Source organism: Psychrobacter sp. W2-37-MNA-CIBAN-0211, assembly GCF_040309405.1.
GTDB lineage: Bacteria > Pseudomonadota > Gammaproteobacteria > Pseudomonadales > Moraxellaceae > Psychrobacter > Psychrobacter glaciei.
Genome location: NZ_JBEOOU010000005.1, coordinates 85490 through 104794 on the forward strand (window position 1 = coordinate 85490; position 19305 = coordinate 104794).

The 19305-nt window shown below is 41.7% G+C and carries 16 protein-coding genes and 1 tRNA gene; 5 read left to right on the forward strand and 12 right to left on the reverse strand.

Annotated features, from left to right (window positions below):
* Positions 1-75: 75 nt before the first annotated feature.
* A complete protein-coding gene (locus AAEY72_RS07290) occupies positions 76-1002 on the forward strand; it encodes a hypothetical protein (RefSeq protein WP_189580816.1) in 927 nt (308 codons plus the stop codon).
* Positions 1003-1151: 149 nt separating this feature from the next.
* Here the strand turns inward: AAEY72_RS07290 and AAEY72_RS07295 are convergent, their stop codons facing one another.
* The gene (locus AAEY72_RS07295; RefSeq protein WP_189580814.1) at positions 1152-2204 is read right to left on the reverse strand and encodes a pyridoxal phosphate-dependent aminotransferase; all 1053 of its coding nucleotides are present in this window, start codon (positions 2202-2204) and stop codon (positions 1152-1154) included.
* Between the two features lie 248 nt (positions 2205-2452).
* Positions 2453-4564 (reverse strand): excinuclease ABC subunit UvrB, encoded by a 2112-nt coding sequence (gene uvrB, locus AAEY72_RS07300; RefSeq protein ID WP_352310052.1) that lies wholly within the window; start codon positions 4562-4564, stop codon positions 2453-2455.
* A gap of 422 nt (positions 4565-4986) precedes the next feature.
* On the opposite strand from uvrB, the gene dps reads away from it, so the two are divergent.
* Entirely contained in the window at positions 4987-5469 is a 483-nt protein-coding gene (gene dps / locus AAEY72_RS07305) for a DNA starvation/stationary phase protection protein Dps (protein WP_352310053.1), read from the forward strand.
* A gap of 125 nt (positions 5470-5594) precedes the next feature.
* Here dps and AAEY72_RS07310 read toward each other — a convergent pair whose 3' ends face one another.
* The 3 genes from AAEY72_RS07310 to AAEY72_RS07320 form a co-directional block, all read right to left on the reverse strand.
* Positions 5595-6149, reverse strand: a complete 555-nt coding sequence (locus AAEY72_RS07310; protein WP_352310054.1) for a DUF2059 domain-containing protein — start codon at positions 6147-6149, stop codon at positions 5595-5597.
* A gap of 380 nt (positions 6150-6529) precedes the next feature.
* A complete protein-coding gene (locus AAEY72_RS07315) occupies positions 6530-7663 on the reverse strand; it encodes a cation diffusion facilitator family transporter (RefSeq protein WP_352310055.1) in 1134 nt (377 codons plus the stop codon).
* A 65-nt stretch (positions 7664-7728) separates the two neighbouring features.
* Positions 7729-8283 (reverse strand): acyl-CoA thioesterase, encoded by a 555-nt coding sequence (locus AAEY72_RS07320; RefSeq protein ID WP_010200010.1) that lies wholly within the window; start codon positions 8281-8283, stop codon positions 7729-7731.
* Between the two features lie 665 nt (positions 8284-8948).
* Here AAEY72_RS07320 and AAEY72_RS07325 point away from each other — a divergent pair.
* Positions 8949-9194: a hypothetical protein gene (locus tag AAEY72_RS07325; protein ID WP_352310056.1), complete on the forward strand. Its 246-nt coding sequence runs from the start codon at positions 8949-8951 to the stop codon at positions 9192-9194.
* A 217-nt stretch (positions 9195-9411) separates the two neighbouring features.
* Here AAEY72_RS07325 and truC read toward each other — a convergent pair whose 3' ends face one another.
* From truC to AAEY72_RS07355, 6 genes are all read right to left on the reverse strand, one after another.
* The gene (gene truC, locus AAEY72_RS07330; RefSeq protein ID WP_352310057.1) at positions 9412-10191 is read right to left on the reverse strand and encodes a tRNA pseudouridine(65) synthase TruC; all 780 of its coding nucleotides are present in this window, start codon (positions 10189-10191) and stop codon (positions 9412-9414) included.
* 134 nt (positions 10192-10325) lie between these two features.
* Entirely contained in the window at positions 10326-10736 is a 411-nt protein-coding gene (locus tag AAEY72_RS07335) for a DUF2177 family protein (protein WP_025652090.1), read from the reverse strand.
* Between the two features lie 76 nt (positions 10737-10812).
* Positions 10813-12207: a class I SAM-dependent methyltransferase gene (locus AAEY72_RS07340; RefSeq protein WP_352310058.1), complete on the reverse strand. Its 1395-nt coding sequence runs from the start codon at positions 12205-12207 to the stop codon at positions 10813-10815.
* A 132-nt stretch (positions 12208-12339) separates the two neighbouring features.
* Entirely contained in the window at positions 12340-13383 is a 1044-nt protein-coding gene (locus tag AAEY72_RS07345) for a DUF1365 domain-containing protein (RefSeq protein WP_352310059.1), read from the reverse strand.
* Positions 13384-13399: 16 nt separating this feature from the next.
* Positions 13400-15163, reverse strand: a complete 1764-nt coding sequence (locus AAEY72_RS07350) for an NAD(P)/FAD-dependent oxidoreductase (RefSeq protein WP_352310060.1) — start codon at positions 15161-15163, stop codon at positions 13400-13402.
* Between the two features lie 70 nt (positions 15164-15233).
* Complete coding sequence (locus AAEY72_RS07355; protein ID WP_240215487.1) at positions 15234-15971, reverse strand: SDR family NAD(P)-dependent oxidoreductase; 738 nt, start codon at positions 15969-15971, stop codon at positions 15234-15236.
* Between the two features lie 519 nt (positions 15972-16490).
* Between AAEY72_RS07355 and AAEY72_RS07360 the strand changes: the two genes are divergently transcribed.
* Together AAEY72_RS07360 and AAEY72_RS07365 are read left to right on the forward strand one after the other, a co-directional pair.
* A complete protein-coding gene (locus AAEY72_RS07360) occupies positions 16491-17693 on the forward strand; it encodes a pyridoxal phosphate-dependent aminotransferase (protein ID WP_352310061.1) in 1203 nt (400 codons plus the stop codon).
* A 290-nt stretch (positions 17694-17983) separates the two neighbouring features.
* A tRNA-Asn gene (locus AAEY72_RS07365) sits at positions 17984-18059 on the forward strand.
* 407 nt (positions 18060-18466) lie between these two features.
* Here the strand turns inward: AAEY72_RS07365 and icmH are convergent.
* Positions 18467-19279, reverse strand: a complete 813-nt coding sequence (icmH, locus tag AAEY72_RS07370) for a type IVB secretion system protein IcmH/DotU (RefSeq protein WP_352310062.1) — start codon at positions 19277-19279, stop codon at positions 18467-18469.
* Between the last annotated feature and the right edge of the window lie 26 nt (positions 19280-19305).

Here is a 19305-nt window from a genome sequence, read left to right on the forward strand (position 1 = left end):
AAACTACTTGCAGTGCATTGATATACTGAATCAACCAAAATTCTCACTAAATTAAAGATAAAAGAAAAACAGTCTATGAACTTATCAAAGAATATTTATAAGACTGTAAGTGCATTATTAATCACTCTGTGTTTACCTGCATGTCAGGAGGATACAGAAGTTTACCAAACCTTATGCGTTGACTCAGATACTACAATTAAGAACGATATACCTAAAAAGGGTATCTTGTGGTCATTAGCTAAGGATGATATCAAACATTTGATTCCAATGCTCACCAAAGAGTCACCTCGAAACATTTACGTCATGAATTCTATTACAACCTGCGAAATGACATTTGAAGATATTGAAGTAGATAAAAGCATTTGTAATGTTACCTTAAATGCTGGAGCTTACGGTCATGCAGAATGTAATAATGGCTCTAAATTCAGCTTTGGATGTTACGAAAAGGATTGTGATCAATACTTCCTATTTCCTTTCAAAGATGAAGGAGGAGTTGATTTAGAGCCTCGTCATTTAGATTTGCGTGAACCTATTAGTGGTAAAACTCATGTTGAAAACTATAAAAAATATCTTGATACAATGAATAAGAAATCAGTCAAAAATAAACTAGCTGTAAAAGTTTATTTTGAGAATTCAAACTTAGATAAATCAAGCTATGTTATTCGATATGTAGATAAAGCATCGCCACTCAAAAACAGCATCCAAGAATATTTGAACGGCTTAACGCCAGAAGAACAAAAACTAGGATTTGAGTCAAGTAATTTTGGCAACAATAGCTCCATAGTCAAAATTGAGGACAATATCGCTAAAATTCACTTTACTGCTGATAACTTGGCCACAGATTTGCGCTCGCCCCAACAGGTTATAGACTTTAGCCATTCTATATATATGATCGCAGATCAGTTTGAAACTGTTAACGAAACAGAGATATGTGTTAATGATACCTATAACTACCAAATGGCTTTTTTAGCTAATGAAGAGCCGATTGACTGTCCCTTCTAATTTCAGAGCTTATTTTTCTTGAACCGCCCCGAATATATCGGAGACAGATTTACTTGAGTCAGGCTGCAATGCCTGACAAAGTCAAATTCTCACAATACCGTCTTTCAAATTCAGCTGGCTTTAAACTTACCAACCTTTCAATACAGGCGCTAAACCCAACCTTTTTCACGAAATTCTTTTAACACCTTTATAAACACCTCCATCTCATCAGGGGTGCCAAGCGTCAAGCGATTGAAGCCTATGACAGGTGGAAACTCGCGACCAACCTTAATGCCACTCTCTCGCATTCTATCGATATAAGTTTTTAAATCGCCTTTTATTTCATGAAAGATAAAGTTAGTTTGTGATGGTAAGTAGCGAAGTCCAAGTTCATCTAACACTGTTTCGATCATTTGACGTGATTGATTGGTATTGCGCAAACTTAGCGCTAAAAACGCTGCATCATTCAACGTCGTAATGGCAGCAACCGCACCTGATAAGTTGGTATTGTCCATAGACATAAACGCTTCGACAGTCTCAATAGCTTGCGGGTTAGAAATCGCGTAGCCCACTCGCATACCGGCTAAGGCACATAACTTTGAAAAAGTATGAATAACAATGAGGTTGTCGGATATTCCTTGTTTTAACCACTCAATCCCACTCTCGAAGCTTGGATCTGTCACGTACTCTAAATAAGCTTGATCTAATAAAAAGTAATGGTTATCTGGTGCATTACTTACCCAATTTTTGAGTTTTTCCGTTGATGTAATGATGCCAGTTGGATTATTTGGATTGCAAATATAAAGTAGGCTGATGCCATCAAAATCGTCAGCAGCCCTTTGTAGTTCATCAAAATCATAATCATAGTTTTCAGCGGTCAATGGTATCTTAACTACCGGCACGCCAATAGAATTTGCATACATCTCTGCACAATCAAACGTTGGTACCGGAATGACCATCTGGAATGCTTTACCTTCTTTTAAGGCTTTGTGTTGCAGCATTTGTATGACCGCTCGCATATTTTCAGTCGAGCCATTGCCTAATGAGATTTGGTTTTCTGCCACACCATGGATGGTGGCAATTTTGCTAATGAGCGCAGCGCGTGGATTATCTGGATAACGAAAGCCCTCACCTAAAGACTCTATAATGGCTTGTTTGGCAGAGTCTGACATGCCTAGTGAGTTTTCATTCGCATTTAATTCTAAGAATTTGTTATTTTGCATGATGGATTATGTGCCTCAACGTCCGTTGTTATAAGTTCATATTGCTCATTGATATCATATTAAGGGGCATTTGGTATAAACACAAGTTTTGTTACAACCAAATTTTAGTTATTAATAGCAATATATAAAAACCATCTTTTTGCAGCTCTAAAAACCATAAAAAAAGGTGAGCTGCCCTACTTGCAACTCACCTTTTTGTCCAACATACGTATTCAACACACATCATTCAATCACGTTCAAGTTGAACACTAGATCAAATGCGCCTTTAATTCAAGCACTTTATCACGCGTTTTCGCGGCATCTTCAAACTTCAAGTCACGAGACATCTGTTTCATAAGCTTTTCAAGACGATTGATTTCTTTGGCCAGCAAATCAGGACTGCGTAAGATGCTAATATCCACATCAGGCAGATTGCTCTTGATGGGAATCACTTGATTGTCATTGGCATTCTGATCGTCACCCGTATCGATTTTATCGGTGATACTGCGACGTGCCCCTTTTGGTGTGATGTTGTGCTCAAGGTTAAATGCCACTTGTTTTTCACGGCGACGATCCGTCTCGTCTATCGCCTTTTGCATACTGTTGGTAATGCGATCTGCGTAAAGAATGGCTTTACCATTGATATGACGCGCAGCACGACCAATGGTCTGAATAAGCGCACGCTCAGAACGCAAAAAGCCTTCTTTATCGGCATCAAATATCGCGACCAATGATACTTCTGGCATATCTAACCCTTCACGCAATAGATTAATGCCGACCAACACATCATGCACGCCTGTACGCAACTCATGGATAATCTGCATACGCTCAACGGTATCAATGTCAGAATGCAAATACGCGACTTTGACATCGTACTCTTTAAGATAACTGGTCAAATCCTCTGACATGCGTTTGGTCAATGTGGTAATTAATACGCGCTCATCTTTTTCTCGGCGCTTAGTAATCTCTGATAACACATCATCGACCTGCGTCAATACAGGACGAATTTCAATCTCAGGATCAATCAAACCCGTCGGGCGTACGACCTGCTCAACGACTTGCTCGCTATGCTCAAGCTCATACAATGCAGGCGTGGCACTGACATAAATGGTCTTAGGCTTGATACGCTCCCACTCTTCAAACTTCATCGGGCGATTATTCATGGCACTTGGCAAACGAAAGCCATAATTGACCAAGTTCTCTTTACGTGATCTATCGCCTTTATACATCGCGCCAATTTGCGATACCGTCACGTGCGACTCATCAAGAAATAACAAGGCATCTTCTGGAATATAATCAAACAACGTCGGTGGTGCTTCCCCTGATGGACGACCAGAGAGATGCTGTGAGTAGTTCTCGATACCATTACAGTAACCCAGCTGTTGAATCATCTCAAGATCATACTGGGTACGCTCTTTGAGACGTTGCGCTTCTATCAGCTTATTGTTATCACGGAAGTATTCTAAACGCGGCTCTAGCTCAGCGCGAATCGTATGACTGGCAGCTTCTAGTTTATTGCGCGGCGTCACATAGTGCGATTTTGGATAAATAGTAATACGCGGCACGCTACGTACCGTCTTACCTGTCAATGGATCAAACCACGTGATCTTCTCCACTTCATTATCAAATAAATGCACACGAACGGCTAATTGCTCAGACTCAGCAGGATAAATATCGAGCAGCTCGCCACGCAAGCGATACGTCCCACGGCCAAAGTCTAACTCATTGCGCGTATATTGCATTTCAACCAAACGCTTGATGGTAGCAGTACGATCGATTTTGTCACCAACGACGACGTGCAGTAGCATTTTTAGATAACTTTCAGGATCACCCAAACCATAGATACACGATACAGAAGCTACAATAATCGCATCACGACGCTCTAATAGAGCACGCGTCGCTGACAGACGCATCTGATCGATATGATCATTGATGGCGCTGTCTTTTTCGATAAAGGTATCACTCGCTGCGACATAAGCTTCAGGTTGGTAATAGTCATAATAACTGACGAAGTATTCCACCGCGTTGTTAGGAAAAAACGACTTAAATTCACCATACAGCTGAGCGGCAAGGGTTTTGTTGTGCGCCATGATAATCGTCGGACGCTGAGTCTCAGAGATAACCTTGGCCATGGTATAAGTCTTACCAGAACCCGTTACCCCCAATAGCAACTGCTCATTCATACCAGAATTAATACCATTGACCAGCTTTTTGATCGCTTGTGGCTGATCCCCTGCTGGTTCAAAATCGGTGACCATCTCAAAGGCACGACTCGATATTTGCGTCCCTGACGCATTAACACCACTAATTTCAGCTTCGCCTTGGAGCTGAGTGGCCAATTGGTTTAACTGACGCGATGAGCGCGGTTCGGGCATACGCATAATGGCTTTCTTCCTAATTTTTATAATGAGGTAAGGTTTAAAACAATATGGGGTCTGAGTAGCGGTTTTTAAAGGCTTTTTAACGGATAGTGACGAGGCTTATCTTATGATTACAGCGATATTCCACAGCCCGAAATGCAAGTGTATAAAGATATTTTTTATCAAAGAATCAACTTTTTATCAGGTGATAAATCTTATTTTGTTATAAAAAACTCACACAATCTTGAATAAATTTACAAAGATTTTCATGGTTAACAAACTCCTTACACGACCACCTCATAAAGCCTAACACTGAAGGGTTCCATCACAGATTTAAGCTGCTATTATTCATAACGAATCAACGAGCACTACCAATACAAAAACCAAATAAGAACAAGTGACCTATTTAATTCAATAAAACAAAATACACAATGGAGTAAGATATGAGAGAACGTTACGCAAGTGGAATTTCCGATGAAACCGCCAAAAAAATGATCAATGTGTTAAACGCTAACTTAGCAAATGTCATTGATTTAACTTTAGATGGCAAACAATGCCATTGGAATTTACAAGGTACTGGCTTTATCGGTGTGCATCAACTATTAGATGACACGTCAGATCGTCTCCTTGAAGTATCAGATACTATCGCCGAACGTATCGTAATCTTAGGTGGTCAGCCAAATGGATTGGCCAGTCGCGTGGTAAAAGAATCTATTTTAGACGATTACCCTACTGACATTACCGAAGTAGATCAACATGTTCGCGAGCTGACGAGCCGCTACAAGAAAGTCGCGGAAGCTTTGAGAGAAGCGATCGCTACTGCTGGTGATGCAGGCGATGAAGACACAGCTGATCTATTTACAGAAGCCAGCCGTATTATTGATAAAGATGCATGGTTCATCGGTGCAAATGCGCCAAAGAAATAATACCGTTACAAATTTAGTTGATTATTAACGTTATTATATTAAGTGCAAAGTATTATATGAAGTAAAAACAGAAAAGGTCACCTGATTGGGTGACCTTTTTTTATGCACGCATATTCTATTATTTTCTATTTCAGGGCTTTTAGTTCTTCTATCATAATGGGTAAAGCTTTCTTTAGCTCGGCTGAAACATTCTGTGTCATAATAGCTCTGACATCTTTCGCATATTCTTGCATCATAATAGGCTGTTTTTCTATTATGCTAGCCCCTAAGTCGCTTTCGTAAAAATCGATTTGAGCGTCAACTTCTTCTTGAGTAAAATACTTTTTTACAGCACTAACGTAAGCTTGAATTTGTGCCTCATTGATAGTTTCAATATACTCATCATCAAATATACTACTACTATAATTAGAAAAAACTTTGATTAGTTTTTGACGTTGGGCAGCACTCATGTCATCAGTCACAAGGCTAGACAACATAGAGTCATTAACTATCTTTTGTAAACTATCTTTCGAGGACATCTGTTTAATTGTTTCATTCAAATGTGTGACATTTACTAACTCTCTCACTGACTTGTCAGTAGGTACCGCAGCCTGTGCAAACAGCGTCGGTACTGCCAGCATAGTAGCGACGCTTAGACCAAACGTCAGGGACACCAGGGTATTTTTCAAAATATATGTCATATTATCACCTTATTTTAGTATCTAGTTTTTACTGCTAATTATCGTTGTTATCTTAGCCTAATTTTTAGAATTAGATCCGTATAGTTATTAGACCCGTATAATTAATAGTAACTGGAGTCTATTGAACCTTCAAATATTAGGACTGCTGATAGATAAAATCTTACCAAACTAGGCATCCACCGACGATAATGTCTAACCTAGAATGACTAACCTAGAATGACTAGGACGTGTCCTCAGTTTGAAAATGGTGATGCAAATGAGATAAATTGCAGCTAAACAAGGAAAAGAGCGCTGATAATATCAGGATATTGACCAGCTATTTGACGCAGTTTGGCAAGATTTAGCCATAGTAGTTGTTAATAGCACCGTCATCTAGACTGTCATGCGAAATCTTGTTCATTAGCCAAATAATTTTCCGGCAAAGATAGCGTTTTGGCATTGGGTACAGACAGTGTCAAAATAGCTTCTTGAAAGATAGGATTACATCGAAACAAGTTTTCAATGTCTTCAAATTTTTGCGCGATTTCTTTTTCTTTTTGATTGCCAGCGATGTCTACTGCCGCCACCATAAATATTTTCTTGGGTCCCACCCACTCTAGGTGTAAGTAAGAAACACTATCAATATCTGCATGATTAAGCAGCTCGCTCAACGCATAGGAATGCATCCTATCAGACACCTTGTAGCCAATCAAAAAATCCCGATTACGGCTGATCAAAAAGATAGCGACCACGCCTAATAATAGCCCGACGACGATAGAACCTAGCGCATCCCAAAAGGGCTGTCCGGTATAAGCATGCATACCCATCGCAGCCGCAGCGATAACCAAGCCAATCACAGCCGCTAAATCTTCGAAAAATACACCGCGTAAAGTGGGGTTCGACGTATCGACCACATAACCAATAGCGCTGACATTAATCGCTTCACCATGTTTTTTACTTTGCAGGTACGCCTGCACCAACGAAAAGCCTTCTAGCACGAAGGCGACTGCTAATATAATAAAACCGATGGTATAGTCGGTCTCGCTCTCAGCCGCATTCCACTCGGTGATACCAGTATAAATGGACACAATGGAACCCGCCATAAAGACGCCAAATGCCGCAATCATCGACCAGACGTATGACTCTTTACCGTAGCCGAGCGGATGACTTTCATCAGCAGGTTTGACGGATTTTTTTTCGGCGACAATTAATAAGGTGCCGTTACCTGCATCTGCCCAAGAATGTGCTGACTCTGCAATCATAGAAGCAGAACCTGTCATAAACGCCGCTACAGTTTTGGCAATAGCAATGATGAGGTTGGCCCCGACGGCAATCAAAACCGTCGTCAATGAGGCAGAATGCTGTTCTTCTTTGTTGGTTGCTGACTTAGAAGAACCATCGAAGCCAGAACGAGAATTACCATCAGAAGTGGCGTCGTTAATGGGCATACCAGCACCTCGAGCACGACTATTGCGGCGTACTGACTGATTAGGAGTAGGAATATTTGAATGGGTTTTTGATGGCTTCAAACTCATAATAGTCTCAGTAAAATAGCGAATATTTAACCACTAAGCTGGAAACCCTTAGCTACTGTGTCATGTTACTTAGCTTGATTGTCATGACTGCTGGCTAGCTCACCAATCATATTCTCAATATCACAGCTAGGACGGTGTGAGCTTTGCATACGTAGGTTCTTACGTTCTAAGCCTGCATCAAAACGACACTGCTGCATCAAATTTTTGATATCAAGTGGCGGCGCAGGAGTTGGCTTGCCATTGTCATCGATGGCGACCATCGTAAAGTAGCAGCTATTGGTATGACGAACTGTACGCGCCCGCACATCTTCTGCTTCGACACGTATGCCCACTTCCATCGACGTTCTACCCACGTAGTTGACGCTCGCGGCAAAGGTCACTAGCTCACCCACATAGATTGGCTCACGGAACATCACCTGATCAACCGATAGCGTCACCACATAGTTGCCGCTATAGCGACTGGCACAGGCATAAGCGACCTGATCGAGCATTTTGAGTAAATCACCACCGTGTACATTGCCGATGAAATTTGCCATATCAGGGGTCATTAGCACCGTCATATAAAGCTCATGGTTTAAAGGGGCTTTTTTGGCAGTTGAGGTAGTATTGTACTGGGGCATAACATTCCTTACGGTTTTCTAAAAATTTATTGGTTTTAAGCGACTCAGCAGGTTCTGATAATAGACGCTAAGTAATTTTTTATAAACATAACCATTTTCATAGTCTATTAGAACTGGTTCCATTATAGCAGTCTATTTTAGGTGGTTTACAAATAGGATTAAAGGGTGAAATAACTGGTTCCCTTAGGGTATACCCTAAATTATTTGACTACTACAAACAAAGAATCTATTAAAAATTATTTCATTTAAAAATAATAAAGAGAATATTGTTTTAGATTACTCACCGTATCATGTATCGAATTTACTCTTTGCCTTAATAGATGACTCATTCAAACGAAGCTGTACCTATTTTCTTTGTGAAGACGGAACACCATCGCAATAGGCAGTGCCCGTTAAAAAAGTAGAAGTCACACAACAGGAAGTAAGGTTTTAGCCTACTTCTTTTATAAAAACTGCAAGAAAAATTAAAATTTGCTATTCGCGTCGACGTAGTAGACCTCTTACAAAAGCACCAGTTCATTGACATCCAATGACGGAGTCACAAGGGCTAGCGATGACTTATGCAAGAGGTCTAGTAAAAAACTGTTTATATATTAATTTTATTGCATACTGTATGATATATATTCGTTTATATGTATATAACCTAGGAATGGATGAAACATAAAATGTATAACGAATTGAGAGGCAGTGACCTAACGCGCGCAATGCTAGCGCGTGGGGACGAGAAGGTATGGTGTGCTATTGCTGATGAGAGCGACGAACAAGCGATGACCGACCTAAACGGCAATGATTTTATGGCGCATATCGTAGCGTTTGAAGACGGTTTTTTCTACTGTACAGGTGGTATGCAATGGCTATATGCTGTTCCAATTAAGATAAAAGAGATCTTTCAGCATGAAACAATATATTAATAAACCTGCTAATTACGGTGGGTTTTTTATTGCCTAAAAATTCTGATTAGCGATGTATCGCAAACAACCCCATTAAGGATTAAATCAAGTCAAAAAATCTTCGAGTTAGTGGTACCAAGTACACCCACAAGTACACTGAGCGAACCTATAAAGTAAAATTACTTTACAAGTAAATAACTTACGTGCTGACTTCGAGTCCTCACTAGGGACTTGAGTATTAGGCGCTCTCTACCCAAGAAAACTCTTCCATGATACGCAGCCATTGATCGTCTAATCCTGCTTTTATCAATAATGGCTCACCGGTGACTGGATGACTAAGCGCTAAAGTCTGAGCATGCAACAGCATGCGCGTACAGTCGTATTGAGTACGAAAAAATCGGTTGTGCCGTCCGTCGCCGTGGCTCGTATCACCCACTATGTGATGAAATAAATGTCTCATGTGTCGACGCAGCTGATGCTTGCGACCAGTCTCAGGTGTTAGGCGCACTAGACTGTAGCGGCTCGTATCATGCTTTTTTGATACCGCGAATGGCAGCTCAACTCGTGCCAAACTTTGCCAATGAGTCACCGCCTCTTGAGCGGGTTTGTCCAAGTTGGCAAACTTATCGGCAATGGCGTCGGGCTTAAAACTCAACGCATAATCAACAGTACCCTGCTCTGACATAAAACCGCGCACCACAGCTAAATACTGCTTGGTAACGTTGTGGGCAGTAAAAGCCTCAGTAAGGCTGCGTGCCACGGCTGAGCTCTTGGCAAACAACAACACGCCTGATGTCGGCTTGTCTAACCTATGTACCGGAAATACATGGCAACCTACCGCATCACGGGTGAGTTGCATGGCAAAGCGGGTCTCGCCTTTATCCAGCCAACTGCGATGCACCAATAGACCCGCCTCTTTATTGATTGCCACCAGAAATTCATCTTCATAGATAATTTCTATTGGGTTAGCGATTTGATTGGCGGTGTCACTTTCGATATCTATGTTTTCAATGCTCATACTTTAGTTACTATTGTTTTAAATATGGTAATTATATATCTACTGTCTTTTATATATACCCTTTTTATTGCCCTTTGACTAGCCTAATAAATTTGGACTGTATTTTAGAGAGATAGGATGTATATAAATGATGGTTAGCTCAACCAATGAAAACGGTACGCCAACCAAGCAACGATAGCGCTCACTGAGCCAGTTAAAATTCCACCCCACGCAAAATCTACTAACGCGGTATCTAAGGTAAACCCTTTATACAAAGCTAAGTTGGTAAAGTCATAAGTTCCATATGCCATCAGTCCTATCAGACCACCCAGTAAGAAGATATGGCCGACCGATGCCTGTGCTTTGATTTGCGGATACAGAACCAATATACAGAGTGCCAATATATAAAACATATAAAACACGCCAGCGGCCATCATATTGGGCTCATCAGCCAATAGATGACCGATACGTGACTCATAAAAAGCCCCTTTCATGGTCGTAAGCCAAACCGCATCAACGCCCAAAAATATGACAACAGCAGCCAGATAGATAAATACGTAAGCCATAATAATATCCTTTTATAAGGGTTGCTCAGCATTAGACGCTTTTGCACCAACACGCAACCTCAGGTCAAACAATGCGTTAAGCGGATACCTTGTCTGCCGCTGGCAAATCAGAAAAATGCAGCGTATCGATGTTATTTGGTTTGACCGCTGTTACTTGTACCACGCCGATGGTGCGCTCCAAAAAGCCGCCTTCACAGTAGCAGAAATAAAACTCCCACAAGCGGATAAAGGCTTCATCGTAACCAAGTGCTTTGATTTCGTTGCGCTGCGCCATAAAAGCTGTGCGCCAATCACGCAGGGTATAAGCATAATCAAAACCATAATCATGCAATTGCTTGATAACCATATCGGTCTGCTCAGTAAACTGGGTATTGAGCTCTTGGTTGGACAACAGACAACCACCTGGAAAAATATGGGTCTGGATAAAGTCGACCGAATCGATATAATCTTGATAGTTCTGATCATTAAAGGTAATCGCTTGCAGCACCATCAGCCCTGTTGGCTTAAGCAAGCTATTACACTTAGCAAAAAACGTCGGCAAGAATTCATGCCCGACCGCTTCAATCATCTCGATACTGACCAATTTGTCATACTGCCCAGTCAGCTCACGATAATCCTGCTTGAGAAGGGTAATTTTATCAGATAGTCCAGCAGCTTCGACCCGCTGCTGCGCCTCGTTATACTGCGCATCTGAAATGGTCGTTGTCGTTATATGACAGCCGTAATGCTTGGCGGCATAAATAGCGAAACCGCCCCAGCCAGTACCGATTTCAATGACATGGTCGTCAGCACTCAGTTGTAGACGCTGACAGATAAGCGCCAGCTTATGCTGCTGGGCATCGCTCAATGTCGTATCAGGCGACTGATATACTGCCGACGAATACATCATAGTATCGTCTAAAAACCGCTCATACATATCATTGCCCAAATCATAATGCGCTAAGATGTTAGATTTTGAGCCAGATTTATCATTACTACGCAGTCGGTGCTTGGCTTTTTCAAAAGTTTTGCTGACCGCAGCGAAGCGGTTTTCTAACTGGTTAAGCACGGCTAAGTTGCGCGCTGCCAACCGAATCAGGCCAGTCAGATCGTCCGTATCCCACTCACCATTGATATAACTGTCCGCTAGGGCAATCGAGCCACCAAATAGCAGCTGACGATAGACGGCACTATCATGAATCATCAACGTCACATTTAAAGGATGGCGACCCACTGCTGAGCTGCTCATCCCTTCAGCGGCTTTGCTACCAAAGCTTTGCTCTTTAGGCGCGTGCTCATCGAATGCTTCGATCAACGTAATACTGCCGAACTGCACGTGCTTTAACGCGCGAAAGATTAACTTTCTTGCCAAATTATTAATACGGTCATTGACTGGTCGCAATATGGCACTGTCATTGACGGTTTTATTGATACGTGCGGTAAATCTTCCTAATGTCGAAGCTGGATTTCTGTTGGTCGGTCGTGCTGACATCGTCTACTTATCCTTATCTAAAGGCCTTATGTTTGGACATTAGGCTCTTGAAGTCGCGTGGCTTAATTTTTAAAATTGATTTCAATTCTGTACTGAGTTTTACATTTATACTGAATATTAACTTTGCGCTGGTTAAACACTGTCTTTTTTATTAGCCGCTTGCTGCTGTTTGCTATCGGCTAGCTTTTCATCATAATTAATATAAGGCACTTTTTTAATCGCATAGAGCTTAAAAGCATGCGAATAAATACGCGTTAGCGACGTCATATTCATCAGCGGATTTTTGCACAAGCTATCACGCACCGTTGCCTCGGTCATTGGTACACCAGACACTTTTATCCCAGTCCTTAGCACCTCTCCCCGCTCGTCGCTAATATCGATGGCAATGCGCACTTGTAAGCAGTTATCTGGCTGTTGTTTAACTTTAACCTGCCAGCGATAGAGCTGGTCGATAGGATTAAATGGCGAGACATGAAAGTCTTTGTCATGGCAGAATTCAGTATCTGTCCCATCTAATAAAAACCCATAATAGTGACGTTTATTCCATGGTGTATTAGAGACCTCAGCCAATAAATGCGTTGGCTGTTGCTGCTCATTAAAGCCCAGATAAAAATTTACGGGGCTAAAGTATAGGCCAGCATTGCGGCAAACGACCAAGCCCAGCATGTCACCACTTGGCGCGCTACCAGCATGGGTCATAAAAGCCTGATGCAGTCTTTGCTCAAGGTCTTGGTAGCTAGTTAAATTAGGTACTCTATTGTTAGATTTTTCACTGGTTTTAGCGTTTACATCCAGCGATTTTTTGGCATCATTTGGATCATTACTTTTACTTAGGCTATTTGGCTCTTGCGAAGTTAATTCTTGTGATATGCCTTGTAAATAATCATCAGGATAAAACTGCTGTAATGCCTTTTTTCCTGTGGAAAATAATGGCAGTCCTTTTAAGTGCTTACGTTTACCAAAGCCTGCTGTATCGACTTTAGGAAGTGCCTGCCCTGCTGCTAACGCGCTAATATTGACACCCCAATAGCGATACGGATACACAAACTTATGCACATTTGGCAGTAGCCGACTGTGCCACGTAGTCCCATGAAATAACTGGTGCGGCAAGCTGTCAGAGGTACAAGGTAACTCATGCTCTGGCATTGCGTTAGACGGATGCGCTGGGGTCGTCATAAGACTCTCTTTTATTTCACTCATTACTATGCTGCTTGGTACTATGTTGCTTAGTACTATGCTGTTCGGCTTTACGTCGACCAAATAAGCCACGTTTTTTCTTTTGTGTCGAGTCAATAGCGGCAGACTGTAAACGGTGAACGTAATCAACCAATTCCTGATTGGTCGTCGCTGTCACTACCTGACGCTTCGTCAGTTTACGTGACTGTTTATCCGCTTTTACTGGCAAGTCTTTGTAACGAAACGGCGTGTGTGCGCTATCGCTATCCGGCAAGTGACTTGGGTCAACTTCATCTTTTATAGTAACATTATGACCGAGCGCCTGACACACACGTAGACCACTGCGTACACCATCTTCATGAAAGCCATTGAACCAATACGCGCCGCAAAAATGCGTATGGAGACCACTGCCAGAGATGTCTGACCAGTTACTTTGAGCATCAATCATCGCTAGATCAAACACGGGGTGGCTGTAATCAATGCGTTTAACAACCTGCCTATCGTCAATATTTTCATTAGCTGCGGTTGGATTCAGTGTGACCAAATAATTATGCTTTTTGGTCAGACGTTGCAGAATATTCATATGATAAGTTAGTACAGGTTTCGAGGCGGCCTCTACGCGCTCAGTCTTTGTAGAATCAGTCTTATCATCTATCAGATAATTCCAGCTTGCCCACGCTAGAGGTTTTTTGGGCAACACTTGGGTATCGGTATGCAGGACAGCCGTATTTTTGGTAAAGCGGAAATGACTCAACACGTCAGCTTCATCCGTACTGGCATCTTTTAGAATCTTGAACGCGGTATCTGCATGACAAGCAAAAATAACCTCATCAAACACAAAATTACCGATACGGTTATCAGCATTATCTTTGTTCTGAACCGTCAATAATACTTTATCACCATCACGAACCACAGACTGCACCGGGCAATTTACCCTTACCTTGCCGCCAGCTTTAACGAAGCGTGGAATCAATTTATTAACATACTGCTTAGAGCCACCTTTGATGGTGAACCATTGCGGGCGGTTAACCACATCGAGCAGGCCGTGATTGTCAAAAAACTGGGCAAAAAACACCAATGGAAAATCTTGTACTTCGTCCAGACTGGTTGACCAAATAGCAGACACCATCGGCAGTAGATAGTTATCGGTAAACAGCTGACCATAGCGTTTTTGCGCTAGATAATCGCCCAATGTTTGCGCAGTAAAGCCGCTGACATCTTGCCCCTGTGTGCGCGCCGCATCATAATCTTGGCGCAGCTGCTTGATATGCTTATTAAACTGTAGGATATCTTTGATAAATTGCCAAAATTTAGGGTTAAGGACATTTTTGCGCTGCGATAATAATGTGTTGAGCGTGTGACCGTTATACTCAAAATGGCGCGCGGTATTTTTTACTGAAAAGCTCATATCCGTTGCTTGAAACGGCACTTGTAACTCATGAAGCAAGCGAAAAAAGTTGGGATAAGTACGCTCGTTAAAGACAATAAAGCCGGTGTCTATCGCGCTGTTTTCTACTTTACTGTTTTTTGCTTTTTTGCCATCTTGTAGCGCCACATCGATGGTGTTTACATGCCCACCAATATAATCATTGGCCTCAAATATCGTCACATCATGCTCTGCTATCAGATAATGAGCACAAGTCAGTCCTGATACCCCCGATCCGATAATAGCGATACGCTTTTTCACAGGCACATTAGCTGAATCTTTGAAGGCATTAAGTTGTTTTTTATTGGTTGACACTGTATTCGTACTAGCACGCTTACGACGATTGAACAGCATAAAAGCATTCCTTTCTATATTTTTATTTTTGCTATTTTTGGATAAGCGATATTTTATAAATCTCAAAGTCTTATTTTTTATTCATTTTTTCACTGACCCGTTGCCAGACTAGATCTGGCAATGTACCCAGCACTTTTAATGGCAAGGTAAGTTTTTTGGGAAATTCGATTACATCATGCCCACTGGCAATACCATCGCGTATCGCTTGGCTTGCCTGCTTTGGTGTCTGTATAAATGGCATAGGAAAATCATTTTGTTTGGTCATCGGTGTTTCGACAAAGCCCGGAACCACTAAGCTCACCGATACATCCTGCGGTGCGAGACTAATCTGCAAGGTTTTCATTAAATAATGGATAGCAGCCTTTGAGCTACCATAGGCTTCGGCACGAGCAAAAGGCACATAAGCAGAGGCTGAGCCAATACCGACCAAGCGACCTTTTGAGGCAATCAGCTTTGGCAATACGCCTTCGATGGCGTGCGATAACGTGCCCATATTGACTGACATGACTTTCATAAACACACTACTGTCAAAGTTTGGCATGTCTAAATATTCACACATGCCAGCACCGCAAATCGCCACATCAATCTGGCTAATCTTGTCAAAGGCTGCAATGACTTTTTCTCGATCCATGAGATCCAAATCGATCGTCTCTGCCCCTAGTGCTTTCAGCTCAGCCAGCGCTTCATCATCACGTCCAACGGCATGGACATGATGACCGTCTAACAGATAATCTTTGACCAGCTGCTTACCAATGCCTGAGGTCGCGCCAGTGATAAGTATGTGTTGTTTTTCGGGAGCGTTTGTCATCGTTAATATCCTTTTTAACCAGTTTTATCATATAGAAATCTTAACCGCCATGATGCATTAATCGCTCATTTTTTATGTTTATTGATAGTGAGTATTAGTAGAATTTACATTAACCAAGCATAGCGCTTATTTACCAAATCTAAATAATTATAGTATAAGGCTGCATCTCTATTGTTGTGACTTCGCAATCAATGACGCACAAGTCATGGTATCAATGTGACATATACTTGATAAAACAAAGGTTAATACTCTCTGCAAAAGCGTCATTTTCTGTTACCGCCTCTATGAGACAGCATAATAGCAGCATGCTACAATGCCAAAACTGGCAACCTTTATACTGAGCGCTAACGACTTATTATTCAGTAATAGCCATGTATTATTCGGCGATGCATGATATGCATAATAAAATGACGCTAAAAACGCTTAAACCATCTTATAACGTGTCCTGATAACGCTTAAAACGTTATATAATTACCAGCAGATTTTCACCAACCCACTCCCATACAAAAAGGAGCTCTCATGAGCGAATTGCAATTGTCTGACCGTGTCAACAACATCAAACCATCCCCTACCTTAGCAATCACCAATAAAGCCAAAGAGCTAAAAGCCTCAGGCAAAGACATTATTGGTCTAGGTGCTGGCGAACCTGATTTTGATACACCAGAACATGTCAAAAAAGCAGCAATCGATGCCATCAATGACGGCTTCACCAAGTACACTGCTGTCGATGGCACCCCAGAGCTCAAAAAAGCCATCATTGAGAAATTCAAGCGTGATAACGACATCAGCTATGAGCCAAACGAAATCTTGGTATCGGTCGGTGGTAAGCAGTCCTTCTTTAACCTTGCCCAAGCTTTTATCAATCCTGGTGATGAAGTGATCATTCCAGCACCATACTGGGTCAGCTATCCTGACATGGTCATCATCGCAGAAGGCGTGCCAGTTATTGTTAAATGCCCAGCTGAGCAGGACTTCAAAATTACCCCAGAGCAATTAGAAGCTGCCATCACTGACAAAACCAAAATGCTGGTATTGAACAGTCCTTCTAACCCAACGGGTATGATTTATACGTTAGATGAGCTAAAAGCCCTTGCTGAAGTGCTTAAAAAGCACCCACAAGTCTATGTGGCCTCTGACGACATGTACGAGCACATTCGCTGGACGGGTGATAAGTTCTACAATATCTTGAATGCCGCGCCTGAGCTTAAAGACCGCGCGATTATCCTAAATGGCGTGTCAAAAGCATATGCGATGACTGGCTGGCGTATCGGCTATGCTGGTGGCCCTGCTAAATTGATCGGTGCGATGAAAAAAGTACAATCACAATCAACCTCATGCCCAACCTCTATCAGTCAAGTCGCTGCCGAAGCCGCTATCAGTGGTGATCAAAGCGTACTAGAGCCTATGGTCGCGGCATTTGAAAAGCGTTGTGATTTGGTCGTTGATGGTCTAAACGCGATCAAAGGTATTACTTGCCTACGTCCTGATGGCGCATTTTATGTCTATCCTGACATCAAACCACTCATCAAAGCCGTTGGTCTATCGTCATGTACTGAATTCTCAGAATGGTTGTTAGAGAAAGTTGGCGTTGCGGTCGTTCCTGGCGATGCCTTCGGTCTGGGTGGTTATATGCGCATCTCTTACGCCACTGATGAAGCGACGCTAAAAGACGCCTTATCGCGTATCGAAAAAGCGGTTGCTGATTTAGACGTTGCTGAATAACGATTATAGTTAAATCTACTATAAACAGTAATAAGCATTAGAAATATGTAAATAAAAAAGACGCCCGCATAAAAAATATGTGGGCGTCTTTTTTACTGTGGTTTTAACCACTATCGGTAATGAAAAACGTCTTAAAAGCCTTCATCATCCTATTAAAAATCATTAATGTTGTTAATTATGCAAAAAAAGCTTGACGTATTTTTTATCTTTGCTAGAATACGCCCCACTTAGCAAGAACTCGTTAGAGACTTTCTAAGCTCGTTGTAAGCCATTAAACACTTACAGCTTATTCTCCAATAGCTCAGTTGGTAGAGCAACGGACTGTTAATCCGTGTGTCCCTGGTTCGAGCCCAGGTTGGAGAGCCATATTTTAGTAGTAAATTTTTTGAGTCATCTTTGATTCGATTATGGCATTTGCCAAGACCCTCATCACTTTGATGGGGGTTTTTTTATGGTTGTTATTTATTGCTTTATGTTTTAGATATTACTAAAAATATTTTACTACCGACTCATGAAAACGACCGTCAGTACTTATAGTCAGTCCAATATTAAAAAGATACAGCTGGACTGGGATGAATTTTTTGCAGCCTCTGTCGGCATAGGCACAGCAAGCCAGAAAAATTCATCCCAGTTTCGCGTTATTAAACAACGTATCCATTTACTTAATATTAACTATAACTAACGGCCGTATTTTAAATTATTATCGGTAACTATCTCTCGGTAGATATAAGGTAAATATCCCTCATTAAATATCTCTCGGTAAATACAAGCAGTTACGGCAAGAAAATTGAAATATGCGCTTGTTCTTTATTTTCTTGGATGACGTTATCATAAGCTGAGAGTTGATGATCCGTGAAGCTATTGGTCAGATACCACATGGTCGTGAATATCGCGGTCAATAGCACTGCCATTACGGCAACGATGATCCATAGCGGTGTCTCACTGGTCAGTGTGTGCTTAATCTGATCAGGAATCGCCCAAAATGGCGAAAACTCGTTTTTATTACCACGCAAATGCTCAATCTCATCACCCAAACGCGAGATAAGATAGCGAATCTTTTCTGGCGCCTCTAAACGATACTTTCCTTGAAAGCCAAGCAACATCGCATAGTGATAGACCTCCAGAGCAGGCAGACGCCTCTCCCCTTGTTCACGCAGACCATCTAAACGCTCAAAGAACTCATTGCCAGCGATTTGCGAACCAAACAAATCTAACTGTAAAGGGTTTAGCTCCCAAGCGTCCTTTAACGTTTGAAACTCTAGCTCTTGCGACGTCATGATTGTTTCATCAATCAGCGCACAATAAGCGTACTTGGCTTCGTGAATATCTTCTGACAAAAAGCCTTTTTTACGAGCGTTCATTTCGAACTTATCTAAAAACTCGTATATTTTTTGACGGAACTTACGCGGTTCGGTACTAAAATAATGATTACGCAATAAAAAAACCAAGTAAAAGCCGTCATACATAATATCAACCAGCGACTGGCTGTTGATGCGTCTATCAAGGCCATTCGTTGATACTTTTGATGCCACCTCGCCTGAATCTAGCAATGAAGGCGCAGAACCCATTGAATTGTTTACTGACATGATGGTTCCTAATACTTATTAGTTAA